The organism is Pseudomonas sp. S3_B11 (genome assembly GCF_054667715.1).
In genome coordinates this window covers 252,966-278,173 of the sequence record NZ_CP162749.1, presented here as the reverse complement: position 1 = coordinate 278,173, position 25,208 = coordinate 252,966, and the positions used below count along the sequence as shown (strand labels likewise).

25 protein-coding genes are annotated in these 25,208 nt (G+C 61.3%); 12 read left to right on the top strand and 13 right to left on the bottom strand.

Features of this window, described 5'->3' with window-relative positions; genetic code table 11:
* Position 1: 1 nt before the first annotated feature.
* The 3 genes from maiA to hmgA are packed head-to-tail and all read right to left on the bottom strand — an operon-like array spanning position 2 to position 3,263.
* Positions 2-640, bottom strand: coding sequence for a maleylacetoacetate isomerase (gene maiA / locus AB4O22_RS01340; RefSeq protein WP_460095795.1), 639 nt, complete (start codon positions 638-640; stop codon positions 2-4).
* Positions 641-650: 10 nt separating this feature from the next.
* Positions 651-1,955 carry a fumarylacetoacetase gene (fahA, locus tag AB4O22_RS01335; RefSeq protein ID WP_003205427.1) on the bottom strand — a complete coding sequence of 435 codons (1,305 nt, stop codon included), beginning with the start codon at positions 1,953-1,955 and terminating at the stop codon, positions 651-653.
* A gap of 3 nt (positions 1,956-1,958) precedes the next feature.
* A complete protein-coding gene (gene hmgA, locus AB4O22_RS01330; RefSeq protein WP_013694190.1) occupies positions 1,959-3,263 on the bottom strand; it encodes a homogentisate 1,2-dioxygenase in 1,305 nt (434 codons plus the stop codon).
* Positions 3,264-3,414: 151 nt separating this feature from the next.
* Between hmgA and AB4O22_RS01325 the strand changes: the two genes are divergently transcribed.
* Complete coding sequence (locus AB4O22_RS01325) at positions 3,415-4,236, top strand: IclR family transcriptional regulator (protein WP_003205431.1); 822 nt, start codon at positions 3,415-3,417, stop codon at positions 4,234-4,236.
* On the opposite strand, the gene AB4O22_RS01320 is transcribed toward AB4O22_RS01325, so the two are convergent.
* The 4 genes from AB4O22_RS01320 to AB4O22_RS01305 all read right to left on the bottom strand — a co-directional run bounded on the left by AB4O22_RS01320 (position 4,201) and on the right by AB4O22_RS01305 (position 10,894).
* Positions 4,201-4,596 (bottom strand): hypothetical protein, encoded by a 396-nt coding sequence (locus tag AB4O22_RS01320; protein ID WP_050516632.1) that lies wholly within the window; start codon positions 4,594-4,596, stop codon positions 4,201-4,203. The two genes, AB4O22_RS01325 and AB4O22_RS01320, sit on opposite strands and share 36 nt — an antisense overlap.
* A gap of 264 nt (positions 4,597-4,860) precedes the next feature.
* A complete protein-coding gene (locus AB4O22_RS01315; protein WP_460095794.1) occupies positions 4,861-7,410 on the bottom strand; it encodes a LuxR C-terminal-related transcriptional regulator in 2,550 nt (849 codons plus the stop codon).
* Positions 7,411-7,710: 300 nt separating this feature from the next.
* Positions 7,711-9,078, bottom strand: coding sequence for a DUF1329 domain-containing protein (locus tag AB4O22_RS01310; protein WP_003205434.1), 1,368 nt, complete (start codon positions 9,076-9,078; stop codon positions 7,711-7,713).
* A gap of 22 nt (positions 9,079-9,100) precedes the next feature.
* Complete coding sequence (locus AB4O22_RS01305; protein ID WP_223472615.1) at positions 9,101-10,894, bottom strand: DUF1302 domain-containing protein; 1,794 nt, start codon at positions 10,892-10,894, stop codon at positions 9,101-9,103.
* A gap of 656 nt (positions 10,895-11,550) precedes the next feature.
* On the opposite strand from AB4O22_RS01305, the gene AB4O22_RS01300 reads away from it, so the two are divergent.
* Positions 11,551-12,315 carry an N-acetylmuramoyl-L-alanine amidase gene (locus tag AB4O22_RS01300; RefSeq protein WP_460095793.1) on the top strand — a complete coding sequence of 255 codons (765 nt, stop codon included), beginning with the start codon at positions 11,551-11,553 and terminating at the stop codon, positions 12,313-12,315.
* Between the two features lie 44 nt (positions 12,316-12,359).
* Here the strand turns inward: AB4O22_RS01300 and AB4O22_RS01295 are convergent, their stop codons facing one another.
* The 4 genes from AB4O22_RS01295 to AB4O22_RS01280 form a co-directional block, all read right to left on the bottom strand.
* Positions 12,360-13,271 (bottom strand): SDR family oxidoreductase, encoded by a 912-nt coding sequence (locus AB4O22_RS01295; protein WP_053181805.1) that lies wholly within the window; start codon positions 13,269-13,271, stop codon positions 12,360-12,362.
* Positions 13,272-13,475: 204 nt separating this feature from the next.
* The gene (locus AB4O22_RS01290; RefSeq protein ID WP_003205441.1) at positions 13,476-14,378 is read right to left on the bottom strand and encodes an alpha/beta fold hydrolase; all 903 of its coding nucleotides are present in this window, start codon (positions 14,376-14,378) and stop codon (positions 13,476-13,478) included.
* Complete coding sequence (locus AB4O22_RS01285) at positions 14,378-15,160, bottom strand: class II aldolase/adducin family protein (protein WP_223472613.1); 783 nt, start codon at positions 15,158-15,160, stop codon at positions 14,378-14,380. Before AB4O22_RS01285 ends, AB4O22_RS01290 begins: the two co-directional genes overlap by 1 nt.
* A 133-nt stretch (positions 15,161-15,293) precedes the next feature.
* Positions 15,294-15,749 (bottom strand): flavodoxin, encoded by a 456-nt coding sequence (locus AB4O22_RS01280; protein WP_223472612.1) that lies wholly within the window; start codon positions 15,747-15,749, stop codon positions 15,294-15,296.
* A 153-nt stretch (positions 15,750-15,902) separates the two neighbouring features.
* Here AB4O22_RS01280 and AB4O22_RS01275 point away from each other — a divergent pair, with 153 nt between their 5' ends.
* Positions 15,903-16,376, top strand: a complete 474-nt coding sequence (locus AB4O22_RS01275; RefSeq protein WP_460095792.1) for a PAS domain-containing protein — start codon at positions 15,903-15,905, stop codon at positions 16,374-16,376.
* A gap of 54 nt (positions 16,377-16,430) precedes the next feature.
* Positions 16,431-17,036 (top strand): hypothetical protein, encoded by a 606-nt coding sequence (locus tag AB4O22_RS01270; protein ID WP_223472610.1) that lies wholly within the window; start codon positions 16,431-16,433, stop codon positions 17,034-17,036.
* Positions 17,037-17,090: 54 nt separating this feature from the next.
* Here AB4O22_RS01270 and AB4O22_RS01265 read toward each other — a convergent pair whose 3' ends face one another.
* Positions 17,091-18,050 carry a MerR family transcriptional regulator gene (locus AB4O22_RS01265; RefSeq protein ID WP_460095791.1) on the bottom strand — a complete coding sequence of 320 codons (960 nt, stop codon included), beginning with the start codon at positions 18,048-18,050 and terminating at the stop codon, positions 17,091-17,093.
* 220 nt (positions 18,051-18,270) lie between these two features.
* On the opposite strand from AB4O22_RS01265, the gene AB4O22_RS01260 reads away from it, so the two are divergent.
* The 7 genes from AB4O22_RS01260 (at position 18,271) to AB4O22_RS01230 (ending at position 22,963) form a co-directional block, all read left to right on the top strand.
* Positions 18,271-18,831, top strand: a complete 561-nt coding sequence (locus AB4O22_RS01260; protein WP_028236649.1) for an antibiotic biosynthesis monooxygenase — start codon at positions 18,271-18,273, stop codon at positions 18,829-18,831.
* A 210-nt stretch (positions 18,832-19,041) separates the two neighbouring features.
* A complete protein-coding gene (gene folM / locus AB4O22_RS01255) occupies positions 19,042-19,752 on the top strand; it encodes a dihydromonapterin reductase (protein ID WP_223472998.1) in 711 nt (236 codons plus the stop codon).
* Between the two features lie 20 nt (positions 19,753-19,772).
* Positions 19,773-20,333: a GTP cyclohydrolase I FolE gene (gene folE / locus AB4O22_RS01250; RefSeq protein ID WP_003205453.1), complete on the top strand. Its 561-nt coding sequence runs from the start codon at positions 19,773-19,775 to the stop codon at positions 20,331-20,333.
* A complete protein-coding gene (gene folX, locus AB4O22_RS01245) occupies positions 20,334-20,705 on the top strand; it encodes a dihydroneopterin triphosphate 2'-epimerase (RefSeq protein ID WP_003178065.1) in 372 nt (123 codons plus the stop codon). It begins immediately after the preceding gene.
* Between the two features lie 104 nt (positions 20,706-20,809).
* Positions 20,810-21,106 carry a DUF1244 domain-containing protein gene (locus AB4O22_RS01240; protein WP_003205454.1) on the top strand — a complete coding sequence of 99 codons (297 nt, stop codon included), beginning with the start codon at positions 20,810-20,812 and terminating at the stop codon, positions 21,104-21,106.
* Positions 21,099-21,437, top strand: a complete 339-nt coding sequence (locus AB4O22_RS01235) for a HopJ type III effector protein (protein WP_460095790.1) — start codon at positions 21,099-21,101, stop codon at positions 21,435-21,437. The genes AB4O22_RS01240 and AB4O22_RS01235 overlap by 8 nt, the downstream gene beginning before the upstream one ends.
* Before the next feature lie 275 nt (positions 21,438-21,712).
* On the top strand, positions 21,713-22,963 hold the full coding sequence (locus tag AB4O22_RS01230; protein WP_460095789.1) for a 2-aminoadipate transaminase: 1,251 nt from the start codon (positions 21,713-21,715) through the stop codon (positions 22,961-22,963).
* A 185-nt stretch (positions 22,964-23,148) separates the two neighbouring features.
* On the opposite strand, the gene trxB is transcribed toward AB4O22_RS01230, so the two are convergent.
* Positions 23,149-24,111 (bottom strand): thioredoxin-disulfide reductase, encoded by a 963-nt coding sequence (gene trxB, locus AB4O22_RS01225; protein WP_003205459.1) that lies wholly within the window; start codon positions 24,109-24,111, stop codon positions 23,149-23,151.
* A gap of 311 nt (positions 24,112-24,422) precedes the next feature.
* Between trxB and cysZ the strand changes: the two genes are divergently transcribed.
* Positions 24,423-25,178, top strand: coding sequence for a sulfate transporter CysZ (gene cysZ / locus AB4O22_RS01220; RefSeq protein WP_003205460.1), 756 nt, complete (start codon positions 24,423-24,425; stop codon positions 25,176-25,178).
* Positions 25,179-25,208 lie beyond the last annotated feature (30 nt).

Sequence of the window (25,208 nt, the reverse complement as noted above, 5' to 3'; positions counted from 1 at the left end):
GTCAGGCCGGGGTATCCGGCTGCTTCGCCGGGTGCGCCTGTTGGAACGCCACATGCCCAGCCGCCAACGCCGCAACACGACGGATCCGCGGATACGCCAGCAACGAAACATTGAACCGCTCGGCCGCGTACAACTGCGGGATCAGGTATACATCCGCCAGCCCCGGCGCTGCACCGAAGCAATAGCCATCGTCGCCAATCAACTGCTCCACCGCCGCCAAGCCCTGGCTGATCCAGTGGCCGATCCACTCCGTCACCTGCGTTTCATCGTGGCCCCACTGCCGCAGTTTGTTGAGCACGCTGACGTTGTGCAGGGGGTGAATGTCGCAACCGATCAGCGCGGCGACGCCTCGTTCGTGGGCGCGCATCGCCAGGTCGGCGCTGAGCAGCGGCACCTGTGGATAACGCTCCTCCAGGTATTCGATGATGGCCGGCGATTGCACCAGCAGCGCGCCCTCATCGGTGCGCAGCGCCGGCACCCGGCCCTGGGGGTTGATCGCCAGATAGGCCGGCTGGCGATGCTCGCCCCCAGGCGTAGCGATCAGGTTGACCGGCAGGGCCTGGTAATCCAGGCCCTTGAGCGCCAGTGCAATGCGCACCCGATAGGACGAGGTGGAGCGATAGTAGGTATAGAGTTCCATGCCCTGCCCCTCAACGCGCCGGCAGGATCTTGCCCCGGCACTCGCCGAAGCCGATGGACGCGAAACCCTCGCGGCGGCAACGGGCCCGCAAGATGATTTCGTCACCGTCCTCAAGGAATCGGCGCACTTCGCCAGACGCCAGTTCGATCGGTTTTTTACCGCCTTCGGTGATTTCCAGCAGACTGCCGAATTGATGGTTTTCAGGGCCCGACAGGGTGCCCGAGCCAAACAGGTCGCCGGCCTGCAACTGGCAACCGTTGACGCTGTGGTGCGCAACCATTTGCGCCACGGTCCAGTACATGTACTGGGTGTTGCTCAGGGTCAGGCGCTGGGCCGGCAGGTTTTGCTCGCCCATGGCCTCGGTGAGCAACAGGACTTCCAGCTCGATGTCGAAGGCACCGCCGGCCTGGTCACGCTTGTCCAGCAGATACGGCAGCGGTTGCGGATCGCCTTGCGGGCGTGCCGGTTGCGGGCGACGGAACGGTTCCAGGGCTTCAGCCGTCACCACCCATGGCGAAATACTGGTCAGGAAACTCTTCGACAGGAACGGCCCCAGTGGCTGGTATTCCCACGCCTGGATATCCCGGGCCGACCAGTCGTTGAGCAGGCAGAACCCGCCAATGTGTTCGGCGGCATCGCCGATGGGGATCGGTTCGCCCAGGGCATTGCCCTTGCCGATCCAGATGCCCAGTTCCAGCTCATAGTCCAGCCGCGCACACGGGCCGAAGGTCGGCTCGCTCTGGCCGGCCGGCAGGGTCTGGCCCTTGGGACGGCGCACGTCGGTGCCGGACGGGCGAATGGTCGAGGCGCGACCGTGGTAACCGATGGGGACGTATTTGTAGTTGGGCAGCAACGGATTGTCGGGGCGGAACAGCTTGCCGACATTCTGCGCGTGCTCGATACCGACGTAGAAGTCGGTGTAGTCGTTGATCCTGGCCGGCAGGTGCATCTGGCAGTCGGCCGCGAGGAGCAGCAGTTTCGCGCCCTGGGCTTCGACCTTGCCACGCAGGGGGCTGTCCTCGCGCAGCAGTTCCAGCAGTCGTTCACGCAGGGCAACCCGGGCGCCTCGGCCCAGGTCGAAAAATGCATTCAACTGGCCGTCGGCCATGGCTTCGACAGCCTGGCGTGCCGCGCCGTCAAACAAGCCCGCGTGCAGCGCCGCCTGCAGATCGAAAATGCGCTCGCCAATCGCCACGCCGCTGCGCAGGGCACCGCCATCGACACTGAAGATACCCAATGGCAGGTTCTGCAACGGGAAGTCCGCATGGCCGTTGGCACAGGCGACCCAGCTACGGGCAGGGGAAAGTTGAGTCATGGGTTATCTCCGGGTCGGGTCGAACGTGACAGGCAGCGAGGCCCAACATGCATCGTAGTCGGTTTGCAGTTGCGGGCAGCCCAGGGCGAAACGACTTGGACGCAGCACCTGGCTGGTCTCGAACATGAACGCCATGGTGTTGTCGATTTTCGCCGGCTGTAGATCGGCGTTGATCGCCTTGGTACAGGTCTCGCCATCCGGGCCATGGGCACTCATGCAGCTGTGCAAGGACGCACCGCCCGGTAGGAAACCTTCGGCCTTGGCATCGTAGGCGCCCTGGATCAGGCCCATGAATTCGTTCATCAGGTTGCGGTGGAACCACGGTGGACGGAAGGTGTTCTCTGCCACCATCCAGCGTGGCGGGAAAATCACGAAATCGAGGTTGGCCAGGCCGTGGACGCTGGTGGGCGAGGTCAACACGGTGAAAATAGACGGGTCCGGGTGATCGAAGCTGACCGTGCCAATGGTGTTGAAGCGGCGCAGATCATATTTATACGGCACGTTGTTGCCGTGCCAGGCCACCACGTCGAGGGGCGAATGATCCAGCTCGCACCCCCACAACTCACCGAGGAATTTCTGCACCAGCGGGGTCGGTTGCGCGAGGTTCTCGTAATGGGCGACCGGAGTCAGGAAATCCCGCGGATTCGCCAGGCCATTGCTGCCGATGGGCCCGAGGTCCGGCAGGCGTAGCGGCGCGCCATGGTTTTCGGCGAGGTAACCACGGGCCTGCGGATCGAGCAGTTCAATGCGAAATTTCAGCCCCCGGGGCAGCACGACGATTTCCAGTGGTGCCAGTTCCAGCACGCCCAACTCGGTGGCGATCCGCAGCCGTCCCAGTTGCGGCACGATCAGCCATTCACCGTCGGCATTGAAAAATACCCGCTCCATGGAGCGGTTGGCCCGGTACTGATAAAGGCTGATGCCGGCCGGCTTGTCCGCACCGGCATTGGCCGCCATGCACACCAGCCCGTCGATGAAATCGGTGGGCTCGGCGGGGATCTCCAGCGGGTTCCAACGCAGGCGATTGGGTGTGACGTCGCCCAATGGGCCGCCCGCCAATTGCCGTTCGAGCTTGGTGAAGGCCGGATGATTGGCCGACGGCCGGATGCGATACATCCAGGTACGCCGCGCTTCGCTGCGAGCCATGGTGAACGCCGTGCCGGAGAACAACTCGGCATAGAGACCGTACGGGGCTTTCTGTGGCGAGTTCTGGCCGACGGGCAGTGCGCCGGGCAATGCTTCGCTGGCAAATTCGTTGCCCAAGCCTGATTGGTAAGCCAGGTCCGACGCTGGGGAATCGAGGTTCATGGAGCCTCCAGGAATGCGGCCCGTCACTCAACGGAGTGGTTGAGGCGCACCGGGTTATTTTTATCGTAATTCGATTACGCATAACGTAATTTGCTCGACAGCGACCGTCAAGCTATAAAGACGCCCATTCGCCTCTGGACCCTGCGCCTCCATGGAAACCCCGCTCAGCAACGGTAAACAGAAAGTCCGCTCGGCCGAAGTCGGCACCGACATCCTCAAGGCCCTGGCCGAACTGTCGCCCTCCACGTCGCTGTCGCGGCTGGCCGAACACGTGCAAATGCCGGCGAGCAAGGTTCATCGGTATCTGCAGGCCTTGATCGCCAGCGGGTTTGCCGAGCAGAACGCCGCTACCAACCACTATGGCCTGGGCCGCGAGGCCCTGCGCGTAGGCCTGGCAGCGCTCAACGGTATGGACGTGCTGCAAGTGGCCGCCCTGCCCCTGGCCGAACTGCGCGACGACTTGAACGAAACCTGCTTCCTGGCGGTGTGGGGCAACCATGGCGCGACCGTGGTACGGATCGAACCCGCCGTGCGGGCCGTGACCGTGGTGACGCAACTGGGTTCGGTATTGCCACTGCTCAGTTCGTCCACGGGGCTGGTGTTCAGCGCTTATCTGCCGGAGCGCGAGACCATCGGTTTGCGCGAGCAGGAAGTACAAGGCACCGAGCACCACGCCCTCGCCGACGATCGCGTTTATGCCGCGTTGTGCGAACAGATTCGCAGTCGCGGCCTGCACCATGTGCATGGCTTGCTGATGCCGGGCGTGGATGCCTTGTCCGCTCCGGTATTCAATGCCGTCGGCGAGGTGAAAGCGGTGATGACGATCGTGGGACCGACCTCGCTGTTCCACGCCGACGAAGACGGCCCGGCGGCGCAACGCCTGTTGGCGGCGACCCGGGCCGTGAGTTGGCGGATGGGGTATGAAGCGAGTCCGGGATCAGCCCAGCAAATCCGGGACAATCCTGATCACTAAATCATTCAGGTGAGAGGTGATCAGTTGCGGATGGAGATAACGCTCTTCGCCGCTGAAGGGAACGGTATAAATCCCCTGGTGACGGCCCTTGGAGTGATAGGGAATCACATCATTCCTGAAGTGGCCCAATAGATACTCAATCAGTTGCTCGGACGACGACACCATGCGCTTGCCGGGGCCGTGCGCAATAAAACTGGTCACGTACACGCCATCCGGATCGACGTTGGGCACGTGGACTTTCAATGCCCCGTGCACATCCTCGACGGACAAGGGCCTGAGGGGACGCGGGGATAAATCCATTGCAGGCTTGTCCGTCAAACTTGCAACAATGTCCGTGACGATTGTCTCAAACGCTATCAAGTCCAGCGTCCTGACCCGGTCCTCGGAGTCTTTCAGAGTGGGAAGAAAACAACGGAGTATTCATAAGGCATCCTTGTCATTTCATCGCCTCGAACTTCCTGTCCGGGCCGTTATTGATTGTGCGGCTGATACAACAGCGCGGCATCTCGATTCAACTGAAGACGCAACTTAGGCTTGAACTTCAGTCTCGCCGTTATACACAGGCCAGCGCGTGACTGTAAAAAAGGCAAGTGTAAGCGCGCGTGAAGTGTCGAATCATTGCATCTAACCCATCACGCCCATGACCTTGGCTTTTGCCACTGCCTGCGTACGCCGCTGCACGCCCAACTTGCTGTGGATTCGCCGCGCATGGGTTTTCACCGTGTGCAACGAAATGAACAGCCGTTCGGCAATCTGTTGGTTTGAATGACCTTGCGCAATCAGCTCCAGGACCTCCAGTTCGCGATGACTGAGCAAGGTGTCCTCGGCGCTGGCGGTCGGCTCGACCTGCTCTGCCGATTGTGCCCAACGTACCAGCTCCGGCTGGCGCAAGCGCAGCTCGCACAAGGCTTGCTGGGCCCGCCAGCAAGTGACTCGCTTGAGCCCTTCTTGCAGGAGTATCCGGGCCTGGGAGCGATCGCCGGACAACCAGACAACCTCCGTCAACACCAGCTGCAGTTCGGTTTCCAGGCTGTGCATTTCACTCTGCTGTGCCCGGGCGATCATGGCTTGCAGGCGCGCCTGCGGCTCCTGTGCCCGCTGCAGGTAAACCTCGGCCAGCACCAGCAGGTATTCAAGTCGTGCAATCAATTCCAGGGTCGCGGGAGGCGCATGCTTGGCCTGCGGCCCGTGAAAATGGCGCAAGACGCGGGTCAAGGCTTCATGGGCCAGTTCCGCCCGCCCCTGTTGCAGCCAGAACTGGCAGCTGGTTTGCAGCAACACACCACGGTAAACGGTGTCGGGGATGTGCCGCTGCTGCATGATCCGCTCGGCATCGCGCAGTTGCATGAAGGCCTCGCCATAGTCGCCCTGGTTGGCAGCCAGGCTGGCCTTGCCGAGAAAGCCATAGAGCACTTGTTTGTCCAGGCTGTGCAGGCCCGTTTCCAGGCCCGTTTGAAACTGCTCGGCGGCGCGCTCTTCAAACCCCATGCGCAATGCCAGGCGCCCGCGCCGCAGGGCGATACGCCCCAACAGCGGGGAAAAGTCCTGGCCTGGTTTATCCAGCAGCGCCTGGACGGCGGCCAGCAGATGATCGGCCCGGTGAGGCGCGCCACGTTGTTCCAGGACTTGGGCGTGGTCCAGTTCCAGCAATCCTTCGAATACCAGTGAACCTTGCGCACGCGCCAGGCACAGCGCCTGGCGGTTGATCCGATGCGCAGAAGCCAGTTCGCCTTCAAGCAGCGCCTGCTGCGTGAGCCCACCCAGGCACAGCACCCGTTGAGCCCAGGCCTCGGGGTCCAGGCAGGCCTGGGCTTGGAGGAAGTGCTCGCGCGCCTGTTCGCCATCGCCCGAGAGGTGCAGCAACCAGCCTTGCAAGACCTGCCACCTGGCCAGCAGCTGTCGCTGCCGGCAGGCCGAAGGCTGCGGCATGAACCTGGCCAGTTGCTCAATGCACGTCGACGCCTGGTCGAAGCGTCCGGCGAACAACAGCGCAGCAGTGACCAACCCCACCGATTGCGGCGTACAGAGGGTCAGCGCTTCGCCTTGTTGATCGTGCAGGCCCAGCAACAGCACCACGTTGCGACGCTGCAAGACGTGCTCGAAGCTCAAATGCTGCAAGAAACTGACGGCAGTCTCGAACTCCTCGGCCAACATGGCTTGCTCGAACGCCATTTGCCAATCCTGCTCGGCAGCAAACCACTGGCAGGCCCGTCGATGCCAGGAACGCCCCTGCGGCCAGGGTTCTTCACGTACCAGCCGAGCCAGGGCCGGAAAAATCTGCAACCAGTCCGACGTCTGCTCCCATGGCTCGATGAAACATCCCAGGTCCAGTAGCAAGGGCAAGCATTGCGCGCCCACGGTGTCGCCGAACAGATGCTCGCACAGCCGGGCATTGAAGCGCGGCAGATGCGCCAGCACACGCCAGGCCTGCGCCAGATCCGGGGTCAGCGTGCTGAACAGTTCATACTCCAGGTAGTCGACCAAGGTCCCCGGCCGTCCCGGCGTTGCATGACTGCGCGCCCATTCGCAACGCTCCAGCAGCGTGATGCGCACCCCGGCACACCAGCCGCCACTGCGCTGGATCACCTCGTGGGCAGTCCGGGCAGCCTGGGGACCGGGCAGATGACGCAGCAATGGCAGGACATCGTCGGGGGTGAAGAACAACGCCTGCGCATCGAACTCGTGCAACTCGTCATCGAGCAACAGCCGCGGCCAGTTGCAGTGGGGACGGCGGCGGCTATTCAGCCATAGGTGCAACGCCGGACTGCTGGTGTTCAACAGACGGTCGAGCAACTGGTCCAGTTCGGGATTCGGCACCCGGCAGTAGTCATCCAGGAACAACCACGTGGGTGTCTGCAAACGCGCCAGGTGGGCCAGCAGTCCCGCTTCATCGAGCATCGGCAACCCGAGGGCCTGGGCCAGGCGCTCGCACATTTGCACCGAGCTCAACGCCGCGCCCCCCAGTGGCAACCAATGCAGCCGACACCCGGCGGGAGCCTGCAGGAAGCACTCGGCGAACAATGCACTCTTGCCACTGCCCGCTGGCGCGCAAAGCAGTTTTACCCGCGCTTCGGACGTCAGCAGCGGCTCGCTCAGGGACCGCCGCGGCACGTGCGTCGAGGACAGGCGAGGCAACAATCCTGGACGGTGCGGACACGGGGTCATGGCGGTCATGTGTGCAGATCCTGTTTATTGTTATCTCACCACCCTAGTCCTGTGTCGCCGAGCTTTGGAGAAGTATTCAGCGCGCTGATTGGCGCCCATAAAAAAACGACCCGCAGGGACGCTGCCGGTCGATCACGATCATCAAGTCAGGCACAACCTTGTGGGGAAAGGATTCACTGTGGGAGCAAGGCTTGCCCGCGATGAACGATAACGCGGTTCAGCTTTCGAACAGCGGTGCGGCCATCGCGGGCAAGCCTTGCTCCCACAGATAAATCCCTTTGCCACAGTTATCTTTCCAACAGTCAGACCTTACCGAACCCCGGTCGAACGCAGCGCTGCCGGCGTGTAGTCGGCGGCCCTGGCCTCGAAGCCGTACTCGTAGCTGTGCTTCTCTTCGTTCTTCATGCCCAGGGCGATGTAGCGGCCGGCGATGATGTCGTAGAGCGCCTCGAGGGTGTAGCCCGGGTTCTGATGGTCGTAGTAGAACTGGGCATGACCTTCGGCCACCCGCCACAGTTGGCCGCGACCGTCGTAGTGATCCACCAGCGCCGCCTGCCAGCTGTCCTCGTCGAAGTACATGTGGCGCTTGGCATAGATGTGCCGCTCGCTAGGCTTGACCGTGCCGACCACTTCCCAGACCCGGTGCAATTCATAGCGAGTCAGGTCCTGGTTGATGTGGCCGGCCTTGATCACATCGTCGTACTTGAGGCTTGGCGAATCGAGCTTGTAGCTGTTGTACGGGATGTACATTTCCTTTTTGCCGACCAGCTTCCAGTCGTAGCGGTCCGGCGCACCGGAAAACAGGTCGAAGTTGTCGGAGGTGCGCAACCCGTCGGCGGCGGTGCCCGGGCCGTCGTAAGCCACTTGCGGGGCACGACGCACCCGGCGCTGGCCGGCGTTGTAGATCCAGGCCAGGCGCGGTTCCTTCACTTGGTCGAGGGTCTCATGCACCAACAGTACGTTGCCGGCCAGGCGCGCCGGCGCAGTCACCTCCTGCTTGAAATAGGTCAATACGTTGCTGGCCTTCTCCGGGTCGGCATCCTTGATCAGGAACGGCACGGCAATTTCTTCTTCAAAGCGGATCGGCGTGAAGCTGCCATTGGTCTGCGGCGTAGCCTGGGTGATGATGCGCCGCAAGTTGCCGCCGTGATAACGGGTGACGTGGTTCCACAGCACTTCCACGCCGCTCTTGGGAAGCGGGAAGGCGTAGTAGCGGTTGCCGGTGAAATTGGCCAGGCCATTACCGTCGTTGATGGCGTTCACGTTGAGGGCGCTGCGCTTGGCCGACTCGTAGATTTCCGGCGGCAGGCCCACGCTGCGGTGAGTCGGATAGACCGGGATCTTATAGGTTTCCGGGTAGCGCTTGAACATCGCGACCTGGCCTTCGGACAGCTTGTCCTTGTACTTGTCCACGGTCGCCGCGGTGATGGTGAACAGCGGTTTTTCATTGGCGAACGGGTCGGCCAAAAAGCCCTTGCTGTCCACGGCACCGGCGTTTTTCGGGATACCGCCGGTCCAGGCCGGAATCGAGCCATCGGCATTGCCGGCTTTTTCCGCGCCCAACGGCGTAAGGCTGGTACCCAGTTTATTCGCTTCATCCGGCGAGACCGCCGCCATCACGTTCGCGGCCAGCAGGCTCAGGGCCAGGGCACCGCATTGCAGGATCATCTTGCGCATTGGGTTTTCCTTGTCAGCCAGATCAGAAGTTCACGCCGAAGCTCAACGCGAGGAAGTCGCGGTCTTCGAGAACGTTGTAATCGCCGCCAAAAAAGTCGGTGTAGCTCAGGCTGGCGGTGTAGGTATTGCGGTAGTCGGCATCGACACCGACGCTGATAGCCTTGGCGCCTTCGTTGAACAAGCCATTGGGGCCGTAGCCGGCCACATCGTGAGACCAGGACACGTTGGGCTTGAAGTTCACACCACCGATCACGTTGGCGTAGTCGAGAATCGCCCGGGCGCGGTAGCCCCAGGAAGTCGAAGTGACAAAACCATCGGTGTCACCTCGGAAGCCATACTGGCCGTAGACCGAATCGCGGCCGTAACGCAGCTTGTCCTTGGACTCCAGCCCGCCGACATGCACCACTGCCGCCTCGCCCACCAGGGTCAGGCGTTCGGCGCCCAGTACCTGATCGACAAAATGCGTCAGGGTGCTCTGGACTTGGGTGATTTCCTTGCGCCGATAGCCGGTGTTGTCTGCACCCGGCGTGGTCGCGATGGGCGACGCCGCGCCACCGGCAATCGGATTGACCAGGGCCAGGGTCAGGTCGTTGGTATTGATCTGCACCGGTGCGTTGGGGCGGTAGCTGATTTCCCCGGTCCAGGCGGTGCCAGTGGGCAACGTCGTGGAGAAACTGGCGCCGTACAGGCGGATGTCTTCCGGGTATTCAAGGTAGTACCCACCGCGGCCCAGCATCACGCTTTGCGCCAGACCCGCACCGCTGCCGGGGGCCAGGCGGTTGGCGGTCGTAACCATGCCCGGCAACGCCGCCAGCGTCGAGAGCCCCGCCGTGGTGGTCCCGACGGTAGGCGTGCGGCTGTGGTAGTTCATGAAGTACAGGCCGTATTCGGTGTCATCGCCGAGCCAGCGCAACGCCGTGCCCCACTGGCCGGAGTCACGGGCGTCGCGGTCACCGCCACGGGGAACGATCACCCCTTCGCTGGACACCTGGATCTCCTGGCCGAATGCCCGGGTCAATGGCACGAACGGCGCAATCGCCGGGCTGCCCACGGTGTAGCCACTGGTGCAACCATCGGCCACCACGTCATTGCCGAAGAAGGTGCCGCAGTTATCCACAACCGTCTGGTCCCACTCCAACTGGTAGAAACCTTCGACGGTGAGCTTGTCGGTCAGGCCCTGGGAGGCGAACAGCATGTTCACCGGGATCAGACCCTCCTTGATCTCCGCACCGGGACGACGGAACGCGGACACGTCCACCGGGTTGATGCTGTTGATCGAGTTGCCGATGAAGGTACTTTCCCCCCAACTGACCACCTGCTTGCCGGCGCGCACGGTGCCCGGCAAATCGGCGATGGAATAGTTGTGATAGACAAAAGCATCGAGAATCTGCGCCCCTGAGGACTTGGCGCCTTCCTTGCGATTGCTGTCGCTGATGTCCTTGAACTCGCGGTTCTCGTCCTTTAGCTCGAAGTCATACCAGTACTTGCCGCGCACGAACACGCCGGTATCGCCGTACTTGAGTTCGAGGTCGTGCAGGCCTTTGAAGATTTTGGAAAAGGTCTCGCCTTTCTTGAAATTCAGCCGCCCATCATCACCGGTGGAGGATTGGCCGCGACCGCCGTTGACCGTGCCAACCAGGTCCTTGTCGGCATCGCGCATGCCCCAGCTTGCGCCCACGGACAACGACGAATCGAACTGACCCTCGATCTCGCCAATGTTGAATGAAACGGCCTGCGCCTGGGCACAGCAACCCAAGGCCACCGCGACGGCCAGCGCCTGCGGCTTGAAGATGGCGCGCATTGTTATTGTTGTCATGCGTCTTCCCCGGTGAGTGACAGAGGCTTCACCCTACTGCCGCGCGCCATGGGCGATAAGCGCACCAAGGAGGTATTCGCGCTGTACCTAAAAAGGATTACAGCCCATGCGGGACGGGCCTTTGCGCCGTGCATGGATGGACTGGATGATGGGTCATCAGCGCCGCGCATACTCATGCCCAGTATTCGACTGTTACGCGCCCTGCAACGGTGCATGTCCGGATCCGGGCTGTTTCCCGCAAGGCTCGATGCCTATGCTGGCCGGGCTTTCAGGGTAACGGGCCTGCAAGCACAGCCTCATGGCATCCCTCATGCCTGGCACACCGTCTTCGGATGGATTGGCGTCTCGGTCCATCATCCCGTGTTTACCGACGTTGGTTTGTAGCTCCTTTGCAACGTCACGCTTAGGCCGCTGCTTTTTGCAGCGGCCTTTTTTATGTGGTTTATTTTCCCCGGATGAGTTTTTCAGGCGGTTGTTTAGTTATCCAAGAATCGCTTCTACCTTCTTACTTCTATGAACAATCAATTCCTAGACATCCAAATGCCTGCTCCTACAACAAAGCAGGAAACTCACTACAAGCCCATGAAAAATCCACTGGTAGGCTGAAAGTCAGTCGCAGCATTCTGCTTCGATTTTAACTTAGTGAAGTTTCCACGATGCCAATCAACTACAACAGCTATCGATCAAAAAAAGGCTACAACAGCCGAATTCGTTTCCTGGTTTTCCATTACACCGCAGCTAACTTCTCATCCTCCGTCAACGCGCTGACCGGCGCCTCCGTCAGTGCCCACTACTTGATTCCGGACATCACCGACCCAAGCTATTTGAACGCGGGTTTCAACGACCAACAGATTTTCAACCTGGTGGACGAAAACCAGCGCGCCTGGCACGCAGGAGTGAGCAGTTGGGGTGGCCGAACCAATCTGAATGACACTTCGATTGGCATTGAAATCGTCAATCGCGCCACCGATAACCAAGGGCAGTTCAGCTTCCCGCCGTATCAATCCCGGCAGATCAAGGCGATCGAAGTCCTGGCGCTGGACATCCTCAAGCGTTATCCCGACATCAGCCCCGTCAATGTGGTGGGGCATTCGGACATTGCCGCTGGCAGGAAAAGCGACCCGGGCCCGATGTTTCCCTGGCAGGCGTTGTACGCCAAAGGCATCGGCGCCTGGTTTCATGAGCCCACGCAGAAGGCGTACAGGGAGTTGTATCAAGGCAACGGATTGCCGACTCGTGAACAACAACTTGGACTGTTCAAGAAGTATGGCTATGACACGTCGGCCGCCACGACGGACACAGGTTTCCAGCGCCTGGTGCGCGCCTTCCAGTTGCACTTCCGTCCGGCCAGATATGACGGGGTGATGGATATTGAGACCGCCGCGAACCTGGCGGCCTTGGTGAAAAAGTATTGCCCATGAGCACGGTTGTCGCGGCTGACGGCAACCGGCCCGGGCAATGAAACCTAAATGGCGTGGCGTTGCAGATTCGCCATCATTTCCTTCAGCGCTTCCAGGTTGTCGTTCGGGTGTACGGCATTTTCGAAGTCGCAGATCTGCTGCCAATGGGCGGCGACGTCTTCGGGTGAAAAACCTTTGCGCGGATCGAAGCCCGCCCCCAGGCTGCGCTCCCAGCGCACCTTGCCCATCCAGCCGCCGCCCACTTCGAACAGGCCGGAGGTTTCCTGGCAGGTCTCACTGGCCAGGTACACCACCAGCGGGCTGACGAGTTCGGGCTTGAGCTGTTCGAACACCTGCGGCGGGATCAGGCCTTCGGTCATGCGCGTGCCGCCGGTGGGAGCGATGGCATTGACCAGGATGTTGTTCTTGCGGCCTTCGATGGCCAGGGTCCGCGTCAGGCCATAAAGGCCGAGCTTGGCCATGCCGTAGTTGGATTGACCAAAGTTGCCGTAGATGCCGGAGGTGGAAGCAGTGAAGATCACCCGCCCGTAGTTTTGCTCACGCAGGTGCGGCCACGCGGCGCGGGTCACCTTGTAGGCGCCCTCGACGTGGACGCGGTAGACCAGGTCCCAATCGGCGTCGTCCATTTTGTGGAACGTCTTGTCCCGCAGGATCCCGGCGTTGTTGACCACCACATCGACGCGGCCGAACGCGTCGAGGGCATTTTGTACCAGTTTGTCGCCATCGGTCACCGAGTCGTGGTTGGCCTCGGCGATGCCACCCGCCTCGCGGATTTCGGCGACCACCCGGTCTGCTGCCGAGGCGTTGGCCCCTTCCCCTTGAGCTGAGCCGCCAAGGTCGTTGACCAGCACTTTCGCGCCTTGTCTGGCGAACAGCAGCGCATGGGCGCGGCCCAGCCCCCCGCCGGCTCCCGTGACGATCACGACTTTATCTTCGAAGCGCACAGACTCACTCATGGCAGAACTCCAGCAGGCGGACAGGACAATGGGCACGAGTGTCCGGCACAAGTTGGCCGGTCACAATCAACACGGTTGCAAGTGAATGGTGGCCGATAAGGTGAGGGGATGATTCAGGCCCAGGCCACGGCGGCACATTCGATTTCCGGCGCCGCTATCGCGAGCAAGCTCGCTCCCACACAAGCTCGCTCCCACAGGGTGTCGTCATGAACAGGCCATTTGTCTGCGCGGCGCGACGATGGCTTCGCGAAACGCCAGGTAATGCTGGAGCACCTGCACCGGCGCCTCGGTGTGTGGGTAATGACCGATGTCGGGCAACAACACCGTGTCCGGGTTCGGGATCAGTGCCTCGTAGCGCGCCACCATGTGTTCACCGGAAATCGGGTCGACCGCGCCGTCAATCACCCGCAACGGCACGTCGCCGCGCCGCATCGCCTGCACCCAACGATCACGCTGCACGCGGCGTTCGGGAATATAGGCGATGAGCTTGTGCATGATCCGCGGGCCACGATGGGCTTCTATCAGGCTCCAGAAATCATCCAGTTCGCTTTCAGTGGGGCCGGTCCTGGGACCGAAAATACGCCGAAAGCTACTGACCAGGCTTTCCCGGGAGAACGCCCGCCCCAGCAGCCAGCCCAGGGGGCTGAGCAAGAGTTTCTGGGCCCAGACCGGACGATGGGTTTCCGGGAACAGGCCGCCATTGAGAAAGACACAACTGGCGAGGCGGATGCGCGCTTCGTAGTGCCGCGCCAGCAGCTCCTGGGCCACGCTGTCACCGTAATCGTGGGCCAGCACATGCAGCGCGCCCCTCACATTCAGGTGCGCCAGCAAGGCCTGTTGCAGATCGGCTTGCTCCAGCAGGCTGTAGACGTGATCCGTCGGTTTGGCGGAGTCGCCGAAACCGAGCATGTCACACGCGATCACCCGGTAGCGTTGCGCCAACGGTTGCCATAGGTAATGCCAATCCCAACTGGCGGTGGGAAAACCGTGGATCAGCAGCAGCGGCTCGCCCTGCCCGGCCACCCAGTAACGGATGGCATGACCACGGAACATGAAGATCTGGCTGCGCTGGCGCCAGATACGCAGGGGAATCTGGGCCAGAGCAATCAACTTCTATACCCGGCATCTTGTTGATCGAGCTTGCGCAATAAAGCCGGCCAGGCCAACGCGCCGCCCATGCCCTGGGCGCTTTTGGTCACCCCGGCGATCATCGCCCGGGCGCCAGCCAGGATCTGCGGTTCGATGGCAATCAGCTCGGCCCCGCCGCTCTGCGCCAGGACCTGGATGTCACAGGCCCGTTGAAAGGTGAACATCATCAGGAAAGTATCGGCGATGGTCCCGCCGCAGGTCAGCAAGCCATGGTTGTGCAGCATCAGGAAGTTGCTCTCGCCCAGGTCCGCCTGCAGGCGAGCCTTTTCTTCGTGATTCAAGGCCACCCCTTCGTAGGCGTGATAGGCCAGGCTCGACAGCACGAACAGCGATTGCTGGCTGATCGGCAGCACCCCCTGCTTCTGGGCCGATACCGCCACGCCGGCTGCCGTGTGGGTGTGCAACACACAGGCCACATCATGGCGCACCTCATGCACCGCGCTGTGGATGGTGTAGCCGGCCGGGTTGATCTCGTAGGGGCTATCCATCAACTTGTTGCCGGCCTGATCGACCTTGACCAGGCTCGAGGCGGTGATTTCATGGAACATCATCCCGAACGGGTTGATCAGGAAATCCTCGGTACCGGGAACCTTTGCGGAAATATGGGTGAAGATCAGGTCATCCCAACCATGCAGCGCGACAAGCCGATAACAGGCGGCAAGGTCCACCCGGGTTTGCCATTCGGCCGCACTGACCTGATCCTTGATGCTGAGTGTCGTTTGGAGGGGCGCTACGCTCACGGCTCTGACCTCTGGTTTCTTATATGTCTCGATCGAAACGTCGTACGCAAGAAAATCAGTCTAGTCAGCTCTTTCAGAGGCGGTAGTTGCATTGGCAGCCAGCTTACTGGCCGAACGAGTCAGCGCATCCGCTTCAAGCGCGCAATGTGTCGATCAACTCAGCGAGCCATGGCTCGGCGTCGGTTTCCGGCGTGACACTTTCGCTGGCATCCAGACGCAGCATCGGCAGCACCTCGCGTACGCCCAATTCGACGAACAGCTCGCACATCTGCTCGCCACCGGCGCAGAAGGTATCCCCATAGCTGGCGTCGCCCAGGCCGATCACCGCGCCAGGCAAACCGCGAAAGAACCCGGGCAACTGGTCGCGGATGACCGAATACAACGGCATCAGATTGTCCGGCAACTCCCCCATACCGGTGGTGGAAGTCACTGCCAGCACGGCCTCTGGTGCGAATGCCTGCACATCCGCCAGGGTCGCACGCGGGTCGTGCCAGGCTTCGAAACCTGCCTCGCGAAGCAGTTTGGCGGCGTGCCGGGCGACTTCTTCGGCGGTGCCATACACCGAGCCGGAAAGAATGGCGACTTTCATCAATCTGATCCTGAACCTGAAAAAAGAGCCGGAATAGTAACAGTTGCACCTGTCCGGCTGCGAATGGCTCTCAACGGCCCCAATGGCCAGTGGACAGCCTATCGATTTCTTTTAGAATGCTGATCCTACAAGGATGTTCAAAGGGTTCTCCCCATGATCAACGCTCAACTGATGCAACTGGTCATCAATGCTTCGAACGACGGGATTGTCATCGCCGAAAAAGAAGGTGAAGACAATATCCTGATCTACGTGAACCCGACCTTCGAACGATTGACCGGTTATCACCGCGACGAAATCCTTTATCAGGACTGCCGGTTCCTGCAATCGGGTGATCGGGACCAGCCTTCGCTGGAGCCCATTCGCAAAGCCTTGAAAGAGGGCGGTGCCTGTCGTGAGGTGCTGCGCAATTACCGCAAGGACGGCACGCCGTTCTGGAATGAGTTGTCACTGTCCACGGTAAAAAACCAGGCTGACGGGCATACCTATTTCGTGGGTGTGCAAAAAGACGTCACGACCCAGGTCAAGGCTCAACAACGCGTCGCCCAGCTGGAAAAGGAGCTGGCCGACGCACGGGAGACCATTGCCCGGCTCGAAGCGACGAACGGTTCAAACAAACCCACGAATTAATGGTCAGTCACTACAATCACCAGTGAACACGTAAATTATCATTTCGAGCAGATCATGCAGCGCGATGCCCTCCTGACGCAGGATGAACTGGATTTCATCCGGACCATGCAACACAACCCGCAGTTGAACGAGCGGGATGTCACGTCGAGCTTGCTGGTAAACGGTGGGTCGCAGATCCGTGACTTGCTGACACGTCTGGCGGCAAATGAGCAGGTTACGCTGCAAGCCAATTTTGAAAACCAGCAGATGACCTTTCCGCTGCATCTGGTGGAAGACGAATTCCATGCGATGCACCTGCGCCTGGGTGTGCCGAGCATCTACGAGGACGGACCGAAGATACGCCCATGGCGCCTGGCGCTCGAAGAGCCGGTGGCGCTGGAAAATATCAAGGGTCAGCCGGGACCGCTGTGGGTCCACGAAGTCTCCTGCAAAGGCGTATTGGTAGAGAACCGCAGTCGAACCAAACCGCCGAAGCAGTTTGCCTTGTGGTTCAGCCCATCAGGCTACGAGAGAATTTCGTTGCGAGGCAGCTTCGAACGGGAAACCGATCGCGGCCTGTTTGCCTACCACCTGAACCAGAATGACCAGGACGAGACGGAGCGCCTGCGCCAGTACATCCTGCAGCAACATCGCCTGACCCATCCGACCATGCATCTCTAGTGTCCTGTTTCGCAAATACGTTTCTTTTTGACAAGGTGATACAGGACACTCCATTCAGGTATCCAGATTGCCCGCAATGAATTGACGCAGGCGCTGGCGCATAACTGCCCCCTCACTCCCCAGGCACCCGATCGACGATCCAACCAGGCTCTCCTGTGCCAGATCGGATGCATCACCGGCCAGCATCAACGGACAATCCAGGCTCATCGCCAACTTGCCCAGGCGCTTGGGCAAATCTGGGGCCGGCGCATGATTGGAAACCAGCACCAATGCCACCGGCTGGATCTTCTGGCACACCAGGATCAGTTCCTCGAACGGCAGGCCGATCGACAACAACCTGACGCCTACATCCGCCTTGGACAGGAACAGCGCCGTGACCAGCAACTCCAGTTCATGGCAATGGTCGGCAATCGCGCAGACCAGGACACGCGGCGACGCACCTTCGCGCTTGAGCAAGAGCCGCTGGATGATGCGCGAACGCAGGAAACCATCAAGAAACACCCATTCGCTGGCTTGCCCGAACGTCTGCTGGCGTTGCAATAGCTGTCGCCAAAGCGGCATCAGGATGTCCTGGAAGACGATTGGCACGGTATAGGTGGAAAAGACCTGCCCGTAGACGCGATCCAGGTCCACATCGTCAAAGTTGCTAACCGCGTCCGCCACCTGTTGTTGCCAGCGGGCGTGATCGGCCCTGACCAGATCGGAGGAAATCAGCGTGGAGACCGGTTGCACCGACTCGGTCTTCGCCAGGATCTTTCCCACTTTGCTGACGGCCACCCCGCGCTCTATCCAAGCCAGGATGCTGCGCACTTTTTCAATATCGCCCAACGAGTACAGGCGATGCCCGCTTTCGGTGCGGGTAGGTTGGATCAAACCGTAGCGCCGCTCCCAGGCGCGCAGGGTCACGGGGTTCACGCCGGTCATGCGCGCGACTTCGCGAATGGGAAACAGGTCTTCCCGCTTCAAGGCACCTGATGCCTGGAAAACGAAGCCATCCTCTGTGATCACACTCATTTTGGCAGGCAATTCCGACTGGCAAATTGGATCCTAGTTTACCCCTCCCAGGACATGTCATGACAAGGATAAACGTACTCGATGTGCGGTTTTGTTGTTTTATGCGCAATCGGGAATAATCCTTGCCTGTTTTTTGGCGACCAGACGCTACCCACCACCCCGGGGCGTCCCCCGCGAACCTCCTACCCGGAGTGCCGCGCCTGTCTTACGGAGATACATGATGTCTACCTCACCCGTCACCTTGATGGTTGCCCGCCGCGTCGCCAATGGACGCTATCAGGACCTGATCGCCTGGTTGCGCGAAGGCGAACAACTGGCAACCGACTTTCCCGGCTACCTGGGTTCCGGCGTGCTCGCTCCACCGCCCGAGGACGATGAATTCCAGATCATCTTCCGTTTTGCCGACGAGCAGACGCTGCACGCCTGGGAACACTCGGCCTCGCGCACGGCCTGGCTGGGACGGGGCAGCGATCTGTTCGCCCATCCCTCCGAACACCGGGTGCGTGGCATCGATGGCTGGTTCGGCGCGGTCGGCCAGCGTCCGCCACGTTGGAAACAGGCCGTGGCCATCTGGCTGGCGTTCTTTCCCGTCTCGCTGTTGTTCAATTTCCTGTTGGGGCCGCTGCTGGGCGAACTGGGCCTGTTGAGCCGCGTACTCATCAGCACACTCATGCTGACACCGCTGATGGTCTATCTGTTTATCCCGATGTCGACCCATCTGCTGGCGAACTGGCTCAACAGTGCACCGCAGCGGACGTTGCCGGCTACGCAGAATCATTGAAGCCGCCAGCCCAGACTCACGGGCGACAAAAAACCTGTGGGAGCGAGCTTGCTCGCGATGAGGCCAGTACATCCACACCAGGCGTTGCCCGTCAGTCCGCTATCGCGAGCAAGCTCGCTCCCACAGAGGAACTCTGGATTCACCTTTGAACATAGGACGCGCCCCGTGTCGCTGTTATAGTTTTGCTCTTGCCGTGAACCGAGCCGTCCTATGTCCAGCGCCACCGCTCCGATCCTGATCACTGGCGCAGCCCAGCGCGTCGGCCTGCATTGCGCCCGGCGATTGCTGGAAGGCGGGCAACCGGTGATCGCGACCTACCGAACCGAACGCCCCGGCGTGCAGACGCTGCGGGACCTGGGCGCGGTCGTGCTGTTCGCCGACTTCTCCAGCGAAGCGGGGATCCTGGCCTTTATCGAACAACTCAAGCAGCACACCGACCGGCTGCGGGCCATCGTGCACAACGCCTCGGCCTGGCTGGCCGAAGACCCGGGCAGCGAAACGGCGGCCTTCAACGCCATGTTCGGCGTGCACATGCTTGCGCCTTACCTGATCAACCTGCACTGCGCCGAGCTGCTGCAGCGTTCAGCCCCGGCGGATATCGTGCACATCAGCGATGACGTGACCCGCAAGGGCAGCGCCCGGCATATCGCCTATTGCGCCACCAAGGCCGGCCTGGAAAGCCTGACCCTGTCGTTCGCGGCGAAGTTCGCCCCGGCGATCAAGGTCAACGGCATCGCCCCGGCCCTGCTACTGTTCAACCCCGAAGACGACGCGGCTTACCGCGCCAAGGCCCTGGCCAAGTCCGCGCTGGGCATCGAACCCGGCAGCGAAGTGATCTACCAGAGCCTGCGTTATCTGCTGGACAACCCTTATGTCACCGGCACGACCCTGACCGTCAACGGCGGGCGGCACGTCAAATAGCCTTGTTTCGAGGATGCACCATGACGCTATCCCTGCCCCAGAATTACCGCGAGATCCTTATAGGCCTGGGGGAAAACCCCGAGCGCGAAGGTCTGCTCGATACCCCGGTCCGTGCCGCCAAGGCCATGCAGTACCTCTGCCATGGGTATGAACAAAGCGTCGAGCAGATCGTCAACGGCGCGCTGTTCGCCTCTGACAGTGATGAAATGGTGATCGTCGCCGACATCGAACTCTATTCACTCTGCGAACATCACCTGTTGCCCTTCATCGGCAAGGCCCATGTGGCTTATATTCCTACGGGCAAGGTCCTGGGGCTGTCGAAAATCGCCCGGCTGGTGGACATGTTCGCCCGTCGCCTGCAAATCCAGGAGAACCTGACCCGGCAAATCGCCGACGCGGTGCAGCAGGTCACCCAGGCCGCCGGCGTGGCGGTGGTGATCGAGGCCCAGCACATGTGCATGATGATGCGCGGTGTCGAAAAACAGAACTCGACCATGAACACCTCGGTGATGCTCGGCGCCTTTCGCGATTCCAGCACCACGCGCCAGGAGTTCCTGCAATTGATTCGACGGAGCAATTAAATGCCACAACTTCAGCCAGCCATGGCACGCATCAAGGTCAAGGACCTGCGTCTGCGTACCTTCATTGGCATCAACGAGGATGAAATCCTCAACAAGCAGGATGTGTTGATCAACCTGACCATCCTCTATGCCGCCCAAGAGGCGGTGCGCGACAACGACATCGACCACGCGCTGAACTACCGCACCATCACCAAGGCGATCATCGCCCACGTGGAAGGCAACCGTTTCGCCCTGCTCGAACGCCTCACCCAGGAATTGCTCGACCTGGTCATGGCCAACGAATCGGTGCTGTATGCCGAAGTCGAAGTCGACAAACCCCACGCCTTGCGATTTGCCGAGTCGGTGTCGATTACCCTTGCGGCAAGCCGCTGAGCGGCACGTTTTCAGCGGCGAGCTTGAAGCGGTAAGCTTGAGGCCACCGCAATCCATCTTGCAGCTTGAAGCCCAGCGCTTGCAGCTGCCCGTCAAGGAACACCATGAACGACCAACAACGCCTCGAACTCGAAGCCGCCGCTTTCCGTCGGCTGGTTGCCCACCTGGACAGCCGCAAGGATGTGCAGAACATCGACCTGATGAACCTCGCCGGCTTCTGCCGCAACTGCCTGTCCAAGTGGTACAAGGCCGCCGCCGATGAACGCCAGGTCGAGGTCAGCCTCGACGACGCCCGCGAAGTGGTCTACGGAATGCCGTACGCCGAGTGGAAAGCCCAATACCAGAAAGAAGCCAGCGCCGAACAACAGGCGGCGTTCGCCAAAGGAAAACCCGATGCCTGATCTCAATACCCTGCGCGCCCGCCTCAAGAGCGGCGAACATGCCTTCGCCGACACCCTGGCCTTTATCGCCGCCGGTTACGACTACCAGCCCCAGGCCTTCGACAACGGTGGCGTGCACAACGCCGCCGGGCAGAACGAAGGTTCGTGCAAGACCCTGGGCCTGGCGCTGCTCGAAGGCTTGAGCGATGAAGAAGCGCTCCTGGCGTTCGGCGAACATTACCGTTCGGTGCTGGCCACGCCCGAAGGCAGCGATCACGGCAATATCCGCGCGCTGATGGCCCATGGGCTGGCCGGTGTGAGGTTCGAGGCACAGCCGCTGCAGCGGCGCTGATCCACAGATTCTTGCAGCCCTCTTCTGTGGCGAGGGCATTCATCTGTGGGAGCATGGCTTGCCCGCGATGGGCGCGCCGAGGTTTAACAGCAGCTGAACCGCGTTATCGTTCATCGCGGGCAAGCCATGCTCCCACAGGTCTTCCTCCCGCAAATAAATCCTCCCGCTCCACATCCCGACTTTTAAGATTGACCCGGCAACTTTATTTCGTTTGCCGGGCCCCTCTGCTCGCGGCTTAGATAATGGAAATTTCTCCACCGTCCGAGCCGTCATCCATGAGCAGCGAAACCATCAGCCAATCGATCTCCATCGTGCATCCCGTCAGCCTCAGCCACGGCAAGAATGCCGAGGTCTGGGATACCAACGGCAAACGCTACATCGATTTCGTCGGCGGCATCGGTGTGTTGAACCTCGGCCACTGCCATCCGCGCATCGTCGAGGCGATCCGCGAACAGGCCACCCGGCTGACCCATTACGCTTTCAACGCCGCGCCCCATGCGCCGTACATTGAATTGATGGAACGCCTGGCGGCGTTTATCCCGGTGGATTATCCGGTCAGCGGCATGCTCACCAACAGCGGCGCCGAAGCGGCGGAGAACGCCTTGAAGATCGTACGCGGCGCCACGGGCCGTACCGCCGTGATTGCGTTTGATGGCGCCTTTCACGGCCGCACCCTGGCGACCCTCAACCTCAACGGCAAGGTCGCGCCTTACAAGCAGAAAGTCGGCGTTCTGCCCGGGCCGGTGTACCACCTGCCGTACCCCAGCAAGGACAACGGCGTCACCGGCGAAGAAGCCTTGAAGGCCATGGAGCGGCTGTTCAGCGTCGAGATCGACGTGAATGACGTGGCCTGTTTCATTGTCGAGCCGGTGCAGGGCGAAGCCGGCTTCCTGGCGATGGACGTGCCCTTCGCCCAAACCCTGCGGCAGTTCTGCGACGATAAGGGCATTGTGCTGATCGCCGATGAAATCCAATCGGGCTTCGGCCGCACCGGCCAGCGCTTTGCCTTCTCGCGATTGGGCATCGAACCGGACCTGATCCTGCTCGGTAAAAGCATTGCCGGCGGCGTGCCCTTGGGCGCGGTGGTGGGACGCAAGGCGCTGCTGGACAACTTGCCCAAGGGTGGCCTGGGCGGCACCTACTCGGGCAACCCCATCGCCTGCGCCGCCGCCCTGGCGACCCTGGATGAAATGACCGACGCCAACCTGCACACCTGGGGCTCGCAACAGGAGGAGGCGATCGTCAGCCGCTACCAATCCTGGCGCAGCCGTGGGCTGACACCCTACCTCGGCCGCCTGACCGGCGTCGGCACGATGCGCGGCATCGAGCTGACCCACGCCGACGGCACCCCGGCTTCCGCACAACTGACACAACTGCTGGCCCTGGCGCGGGAATCGGGGTTGCTGCTGATGCCCAGTGGTAAATCGCGGCACATCATCCGGCTGCTGGCGCCGTTGACGACCGAGGCGACGGTGTTGGAGGAGGGCCTGGATATCCTGGAGGCGTGCTTGGCGAAGCTGGCCTGAACACGGTCCTCCTGACCGCACAGAACCCTGTGGGAGCGAGCTTGCTCGCGATAGCGTCAGGTCAGCCAACATCGATGTTGACTGATACACCGCCATCGCGAGCAAGCTCGCTCCCACAGGGGGTCAGCGGCAGGTATCCACCCATGAAAAAACCGGCCGAAGCCGGTTTTTTTGTACTCGCCGAATCAGAACGAAGCGTTCTGCAAGCCATCCAGGTAGCGCTCGGTGTCCAGGGCTGCCATGCAACCGGCACCGGCCGAGGTGATCGCCTGGCGGTAGACGTGGTCGGCCACGTCGCCGGCCGCGAAGATACCTTCGACGCTGGTGGCGGTGGCGTTGCCGTCGCGGCCGCCCTTGACCACCAGGTAGCCGTCCTTGAGTTCCAGCTGGCCTTCGAACAGCGAGGTGTTCGGGGTGTGGCCGATGGCGATGAACACGCCGTCAACCTTGATCTCGTCGAAGCTGCCGTCGTTGTTCTTCAGGCGGGCACCGGTCACGCCCATGTTGTCGCCCAGCACTTCGTCCAGGGTCGCGTTGAGCTTGAGGATGATCTTGCCTTCGGCGACGCGGGCATTGAGCTTGTCGATCAGGATCTTCTCGGCGCGGAAAGTCTCGCGACGGTGGATCAGGGTGACCGTGCTGGCGATGTTGGCCAGGTACAATGCTTCCTCGACCGCGGTGTTGCCGCCACCGACCACTGCCACAGGCTTGTTGCGGTAGAAGAAACCGTCGCAGGTGGCGCAGGCGGAAACACCTTTGCCCATGAAGGCTTCTTCCGACGGCAGGCCCAGGTAACGAGCGCTGGCACCGGTGGCGATGATCAGTGCATCGCAGGTGTAGGTCGCGCTGTCGCCGGTCAGGGTGTACGGCTTGGCGGCGAAGTCCACGGCATTGATGTGGTCGAAAACGATCTCGGTCTCGAAGCGCTCGGCGTGCTCCTTCATGCGTTCCATCAAGGCCGGGCCGGTCAGGCCGTGGACATCGCCCGGCCAGTTGTCGACTTCGGTGGTGGTGGTCAATTGACCGCCGGCCTGCATGCCGGTGATCAGCAGTGGCTTGAGGTTGGCACGGGCCGCATAAACCGCAGCGCTGTAACCGGCAGGGCCGGAACCGAGAATAATCACTCGCGAATGACGCACTTCAGACATGACCTGCTCCTGTTGACCGGACCTTGCGGGCCGGAACGCCGGGTGAGCGGCGTGAATAAAAAAGGACCGTTGACGCACTTGGGGAAGGCTTGGGTTCGACGGTCCTGGAAAAGAATGGGTGCAGCGTATCGAGGGAGCGAAGATTAAGGAAATACGGTTTAACAATCCAGCTCATAGGTGAGCTCTATCCCCAGCGGTCCCTTCAATAGGTGCCTTCGCCTCAAGAAACGTTGTTACACGCCATGTCGCCGCTTTCCCGGGCGCGGCAAAGCCGGTAAGGTCGGCGCGTTCACCTTCGCTCGGAGCCACCTATGCCCGCCCCCGTCCTGTCCGGCCCGCAATATTTGCGAGAGGGCCTCAAGCTGGTCTTGAGCCCGGGCCTGCGCTTGTTCGTACTCTTGCCCCTGGCGATCAACCTGGTGCTGTTCGTCGGATTGATTTACCTGGCCGGCCATCAGTTCAGCCTGTGGGTCGATACGCTGATGCCGTCGCTGCCGGACTGGCTCAGTTTCCTCAGCTATGTGCTCTGGCCGCTGTTCGTGGTGCTCGTCGTGCTGATGGTGTTTTTCACCTTCACCATGCTCGCCAACGTCATCGCCGCACCGTTCAACGGCTTTCTTGCGGAAAAAGTCGAAGTGGTCATCCGTGGCACCGACGACTTCCCGGCCTTCAGTTGGGCCGAGTTGATCGCCATGATCCCGCGAACCCTCGGCCGGGAAGCGCGCAAGCTCGGCTATTTCCTGCCCCGCGCCCTGGGCTTGTTCGTGCTGTCGTTCATCCCCGTGGTCAATCTGGTGGCGGCACCGCTGTGGCTGCTGTTCGGCGTGTGGATGATGGCGATCCAGTACATCGACTACCCGGCGGACAACCACAAGCTGGGCTGGAACGAGATGCTCGCCTGGCTGCGGGAAAAACGCTGGCAGAGCCTGGGCTTTGGCGCCAGCGTGTACCTGGTGCTGCTGATCCCGGTGGTCAACATCCTGATGATGCCGGCAGCGGTGGCCGGCGCGACGTTGTTCTGGGTCCGTGAGCAAGGCGCCGAGACCGCGTTGGCCCGCCAGGGCTGAGCCGGTCACAAATCCATCATCTTGTCGTCA

Coding starts and splice junctions, on each gene's coding strand:
- maiA (WP_460095795.1), bottom strand. CDS start 640: ATGGAACTCTATACCTACTATCGCTCCACCTCGTCCTATCGGGTGCGC.
- fahA (WP_003205427.1), bottom strand. CDS start 1,955: ATGACTCAACTTTCCCCTGCCCGTAGCTGGGTCGCCTGTGCCAACGGC.
- hmgA (WP_013694190.1), bottom strand. CDS start 3,263: ATGAACCTCGATTCCCCAGCGTCGGACCTGGCTTACCAATCAGGCTTG.
- AB4O22_RS01325 (WP_003205431.1), top strand. CDS start 3,415: ATGGAAACCCCGCTCAGCAACGGTAAACAGAAAGTCCGCTCGGCCGAA.
- AB4O22_RS01315 (WP_460095794.1), bottom strand. CDS start 7,410: ATGACCGCCATGACCCCGTGTCCGCACCGTCCAGGATTGTTGCCTCGC.
- AB4O22_RS01310 (WP_003205434.1), bottom strand. CDS start 9,078: ATGCGCAAGATGATCCTGCAATGCGGTGCCCTGGCCCTGAGCCTGCTG.
- AB4O22_RS01305 (WP_223472615.1), bottom strand. CDS start 10,894: ATGACAACAATAACAATGCGCGCCATCTTCAAGCCGCAGGCGCTGGCC.
- AB4O22_RS01300 (WP_460095793.1), top strand. CDS start 11,551: ATGCCAATCAACTACAACAGCTATCGATCAAAAAAAGGCTACAACAGC.
- AB4O22_RS01295 (WP_053181805.1), bottom strand. CDS start 13,271: ATGAGTGAGTCTGTGCGCTTCGAAGATAAAGTCGTGATCGTCACGGGA.
- AB4O22_RS01280 (WP_223472612.1), bottom strand. CDS start 15,749: ATGAAAGTCGCCATTCTTTCCGGCTCGGTGTATGGCACCGCCGAAGAA.
- AB4O22_RS01275 (WP_460095792.1), top strand. CDS start 15,903: ATGATCAACGCTCAACTGATGCAACTGGTCATCAATGCTTCGAACGAC.
- AB4O22_RS01270 (WP_223472610.1), top strand. CDS start 16,431: ATGCAGCGCGATGCCCTCCTGACGCAGGATGAACTGGATTTCATCCGG.
- AB4O22_RS01265 (WP_460095791.1), bottom strand. CDS start 18,050: ATGAGTGTGATCACAGAGGATGGCTTCGTTTTCCAGGCATCAGGTGCC.
- AB4O22_RS01260 (WP_028236649.1), top strand. CDS start 18,271: ATGTCTACCTCACCCGTCACCTTGATGGTTGCCCGCCGCGTCGCCAAT.
- folM (WP_223472998.1), top strand. CDS start 19,042: ATGTCCAGCGCCACCGCTCCGATCCTGATCACTGGCGCAGCCCAGCGC.
- folE (WP_003205453.1), top strand. CDS start 19,773: ATGACGCTATCCCTGCCCCAGAATTACCGCGAGATCCTTATAGGCCTG.
- folX (WP_003178065.1), top strand. CDS start 20,334: ATGCCACAACTTCAGCCAGCCATGGCACGCATCAAGGTCAAGGACCTG.
- AB4O22_RS01240 (WP_003205454.1), top strand. CDS start 20,810: ATGAACGACCAACAACGCCTCGAACTCGAAGCCGCCGCTTTCCGTCGG.
- AB4O22_RS01235 (WP_460095790.1), top strand. CDS start 21,099: ATGCCTGATCTCAATACCCTGCGCGCCCGCCTCAAGAGCGGCGAACAT.
- AB4O22_RS01230 (WP_460095789.1), top strand. CDS start 21,713: ATGAGCAGCGAAACCATCAGCCAATCGATCTCCATCGTGCATCCCGTC.
- trxB (WP_003205459.1), bottom strand. CDS start 24,111: ATGTCTGAAGTGCGTCATTCGCGAGTGATTATTCTCGGTTCCGGCCCT.
- cysZ (WP_003205460.1), top strand. CDS start 24,423: ATGCCCGCCCCCGTCCTGTCCGGCCCGCAATATTTGCGAGAGGGCCTC.